We start from the raw sequence: 3,805 nt of genomic DNA on the forward strand, positions 1-3,805 counted from the left end.
GGGCAGTTTCGCGAGCTGTTTGCGCGCCCGTCCCAGGCTGCGGCCATCGGGAACGCGAAAGCGCGCGATGACGAGATCGAGCCCTTCGATGCGTTCGCGATCGAGAAGCGCAAAGCCCGCCTTGTCCGCTCGCGCGATCATCGGCTCGTCGACCCCGCTTGCGACGAGGACGCCGCGTACCGCGGGTTCGCCGCGTTCGTCGAGTTCGATGCTGTCGCGGTTGCCGCGCGCCAGCGCGGTAATCCGGTCGAGCCGGATTTCGAGCAGCCGGTCGCGGGCCGAGATCAGCAGCGGCCGGGCATCCAGATCGGGCAGGGAGGGCAGCGTGCGCGCAGGGTCGGGAAGCTGGACCGGCGGCAGTGCGATCTGCGCGGCAACGGGCTGCCCGGTTCCGCCGGGCAGGAGGCAAAGGCTCGCCAGCAATATCGTCCAGATTCTTGGCACCATCTCGCGTCCGTTGGTCGTTTCCGGAAAAAATTTAGCAGGATGTGGAAGAAACGATAGAAGGTCGTCGTTTCTTCCTTCGAACACGAAAAGGCGACAATGCGCTTCGAAGAGGAACTGGTCCAGCTGCTGCCCCGTCTGCGCCGCTTTGCGCGCGGACTGGCGCGCAACGTCAGCGATGCCGACGATCTGTGTCAGGCGGCGATCGAGCGCGCCCTGAAATCGCGCGAACAATGGCAACAAGGAACGAGACTGGATAGCTGGATGTATCGCATCACCCGCAATCTCTGGATCGACGAGCGCCGCGCCGCGGGCCGGCGCGGCGTTCACGCGCCGATCGACGAGGCCGTTACGCAAATCGCCGGCGAGGGCGCGGCCGAAGTCGAGGCCGGAGCGATGCGCGGCGACGTCGACGGCGCGATGGCGCACCTGCCGGACGAGCAGCGCGAAGTCGTGATGCTGATCCTTGTCGAAGGCTATGCCTATCGCGAAGCCGCCGAGATACTCGAGGTCCCGATAGGCACCGTTACCTCGCGCCTTGCCCGCGGACGCGAGACGCTGATGCACCTGTTGGGAGAAGCTGCATGAGTTTCGACCCCGCCACGATCGCCGCCTATGTCGATGGCGAACTCGACGACCTGACCGCGCGCCGGATCAAGCGCGAAGCCGGGAGCGACGCCGGACTGGCCGCCGAGATCGCGCGTAACCGCGAATTGAGGGCGCAGCTCACGGCGCATTTCGCGCCGGTCATCGAAGAGGTGGTGCCCGAGCGGCTGCGGGCGCTGCTCGTCGAAACGAATGTCGACACCAGCCTCGCCGCGCGGCGCGAGACGAAGCGCCTGCGCTTTGCCCCGATCCATTGGGCGACGATCGCCGCGTCGCTCGTGCTCGGGCTGACGATTGGCCTGAAGCCATGGATGCCGGTCGCGGATGTCACCAACGCGAATGGCACGCTCGTCGCCTCGGGCGCGCTTGCCGAAGCGCTCGACACACAGCTCGCATCGAACCAGCCGGCCGATGCGACGGTGCGGATCGGTCTCAGCTTCAGGAACAGGGACGGCCGGACCTGTCGCAGCTTCGAGGGCCGTGGTTTGGCGGGCATCGGATGCCATGAAGGCGGCCGATGGAGGCTGGAGCGCACGATGGGTGGGACGGCGCAGGGCGAGTACCGGCAGGCCGCATCGGGCGCGCTGGCTGCCGATGCTGCCGCCATGATGGCGGGCGAACCCTTCGATGCCGCAGCCGAACGCGCCGCGCGCCGGCGCGGATGGACCGACTAATCGCTTCGGATTGCCATGTCTGGCTTGTCGGCAATTCCCGCATGGAGTGAATGGCAAGGCTATCCGCTGCGAAGAATCACGTCCCGCCGATAACGAGCGATGCCCGATGCAGCGATGCCCGTCGCCGCAGCGATCACCATGGCCGGGCGGATATTGGCGCGCAGGAGGGGGTCGGCGGCGTTGAGCGGCTCATCGGGAAAATACATTGCGCGACGAGTCTGTCGATGCGTCCGCTCAGATCGAAATGAATGTGCGGCGCGCGCATTCCCCGGCGCCCGCCGGGATAGGCGCCCGGCTTGACTGTGACGATCCGGTACTCGCCCGCTGCGTCGGCCCTGAGCGAGGCATAGCCCTGGAAATCAGGATCGAGAGGCGCCGTGTTGTCGTCGCTCGGATGGGCATAGCGGCCCGCGGCATTGGCCTGCCAGATTTCGAGCCGGGCGTGCGGCACTGGTCGCCCCGCCACATCCATGATGCGGCCCGATACCTCGACAGCCTAGCCGAACGCTCGACCCGCATGTCCCGCGACGGCCGTCAGATCGGCGTCGCTGTCTGCAGGTTTGACGATCGGGTAAAAGGGACCGACGATCTCGTTGGGCGTCGGCTCCAGCGGTTCGCGTATCGGCCGCGCGAGGGTCGGGGCAGCGGCTATGGCTCCGGCAAATTGTCCCATCAGTCGGCGTCGGGATAGAAGCATGGTCCATCTCCCATGATGGCATGTCGCGAACCTTATAGCATGAATGCCTCGCTTCCGCTCTGACTTGGGAGCAGAGACAGGCTAGAAGGCTCCCGACCGGTCACATCGGAGGTCGCCATGTTCCGCATCCTCGCCTTGCTCGCTGCGATCATCGTCCAGCCCGCGTCCGCCGCTCCCTCCGCAAGTCCGGCCGCGCCCGACCTCGTTGCGCTGAACGCCATTCCCCGCGAGTTCAGCGACGCATGGGCGCGGGGCGATGGACAGGCGCTGGGTTTGCTGATGGGGCCGGATGTCGATTTCATCACGGTGGGCGGCTCCTGGCTGCATGGCCGGGCGGATTTTTCTCTCTATCACCAACGGCTTTTCGACGGTCGCTTCCACGGTTCGACGATCACGCCGCTCGAGACGGACGTCCGGCCGGTCCGGGTCGACCTGGCTTTTGTGCGGTGGACGTGGCGAATTGTCGGGGATCGCAATTTCGACGGCTCGGCGCGGGCGCCCCGGGTCGGATTGATGTCGATGCTCGTCGAACGGCGGGATGACCGCTGGCTGGTAATCGCATCGCAAAACACCAACGCGGGGCCAGGCAATGCGCCGGAGAATGCCGGATTCACGTTCCCGCTTCGACTGCCGCCCGGACAGCCGCAATAGATATCGTGGCCGGAGCCGTGCGGCGGCTTCGACGTCATCGGTCCCATGGTTTTCGTTCAAAAAAGCCGTCGGACCGCTTGCCGCCTGATCCGCCAATCGAGCGACGCTGGTTAAACGTGTTGCGGCGTGGGAGCCCGCATATTTGGCCTTGGCTCCTGGCCGCCAATCGCGGTACCGCCGAATCCTGGGAACGGGGAAAGGAATCCGGTGCAGCTATCACGACGGGAATTCTCATTGGCGCTGGCGACGAGTCTCGTTGCGGCGCCGACAGCGCGTGCGGCCGAAAAGGCCGGCGCGAACGATGCGGCATTCACCGCCTTCCTCGACGCGGCCTTCGAGGCCGAGATCGCGCTCGATCCCGAGCAGCTTACCCAGCTTGGCCGCAAGGAGCAGCAGGACCGGTTCACCGATCCCGGCGACGCGGCGGCGGCGGCGCGGCTCGAGTGGCGGCGGGGCAGCGTTGCCGCGATGAAGCGGCAATTCGATCGCGCGACGCTCGGCGAGGATGCGCGGGTATCGTACGACATGTGGGTGCTCGAGCTCGAGCGCGCCGAGGCGTCGACGAAGTGGCGCGGACATAATTATATCTTCGACCGCAACGGCCCGCACACCGGGCTGCCGAACTTTCTGATCAACCAGCACCGCGTTGATACGCCCGTCGACATGGAGGCCTATGTCGCGCGGGTCACCGCGCTCGGTCCGACGCTCGACATCTATCTGGACAGGGCGAAGG

The 3,805-nt window shown here is 66.2% G+C and carries 5 protein-coding genes and 1 pseudogene; 4 read left to right on the forward strand and 2 right to left on the reverse strand.

The annotated features are described in order from the left end of the window. A pseudogene (locus VGD20_RS10635) lies at positions 1-447 on the reverse strand (serine protease); the annotation flags it as partial. 96 nt (positions 448-543) lie between these two features. Between VGD20_RS10635 and VGD20_RS10640 the strand changes: the two are divergent. Together VGD20_RS10640 and VGD20_RS10645 are read left to right on the forward strand one after the other, a co-directional pair. Next, positions 544-1,032 carry an RNA polymerase sigma factor gene (locus VGD20_RS10640; protein WP_331134419.1) on the forward strand — a complete coding sequence of 163 codons (489 nt, stop codon included), beginning with the start codon at positions 544-546 and terminating at the stop codon, positions 1,030-1,032. After that, positions 1,029-1,724, forward strand: a complete 696-nt coding sequence (locus tag VGD20_RS10645; RefSeq protein ID WP_331134420.1) for an anti-sigma factor — start codon at positions 1,029-1,031, stop codon at positions 1,722-1,724. The genes VGD20_RS10640 and VGD20_RS10645 overlap by 4 nt, the downstream gene beginning before the upstream one ends. A gap of 133 nt (positions 1,725-1,857) precedes the next feature. On the opposite strand, the gene VGD20_RS10650 is transcribed toward VGD20_RS10645, so the two are convergent. After that, on the reverse strand, positions 1,858-2,199 hold the full coding sequence (locus tag VGD20_RS10650; protein WP_331134423.1) for a hypothetical protein: 342 nt from the start codon (positions 2,197-2,199) through the stop codon (positions 1,858-1,860). A 339-nt stretch (positions 2,200-2,538) separates the two neighbouring features. Here VGD20_RS10650 and VGD20_RS10655 point away from each other — a divergent pair, with 339 nt between their 5' ends. Together VGD20_RS10655 and VGD20_RS10660 are read left to right on the forward strand one after the other, a co-directional pair. After that, complete coding sequence (locus VGD20_RS10655; protein WP_331134421.1) at positions 2,539-3,072, forward strand: SgcJ/EcaC family oxidoreductase; 534 nt, start codon at positions 2,539-2,541, stop codon at positions 3,070-3,072. A gap of 234 nt (positions 3,073-3,306) precedes the next feature. Beyond that, positions 3,307-3,805: DUF885 family protein (locus VGD20_RS10660; protein WP_331134422.1), on the forward strand; the 499-nt coding region annotated here is incomplete at its 3' end.

It is taken from the genome of Sphingopyxis sp., assembly GCF_036402335.1.
Lineage (GTDB): Bacteria > Pseudomonadota > Alphaproteobacteria > Sphingomonadales > Sphingomonadaceae > Sphingopyxis.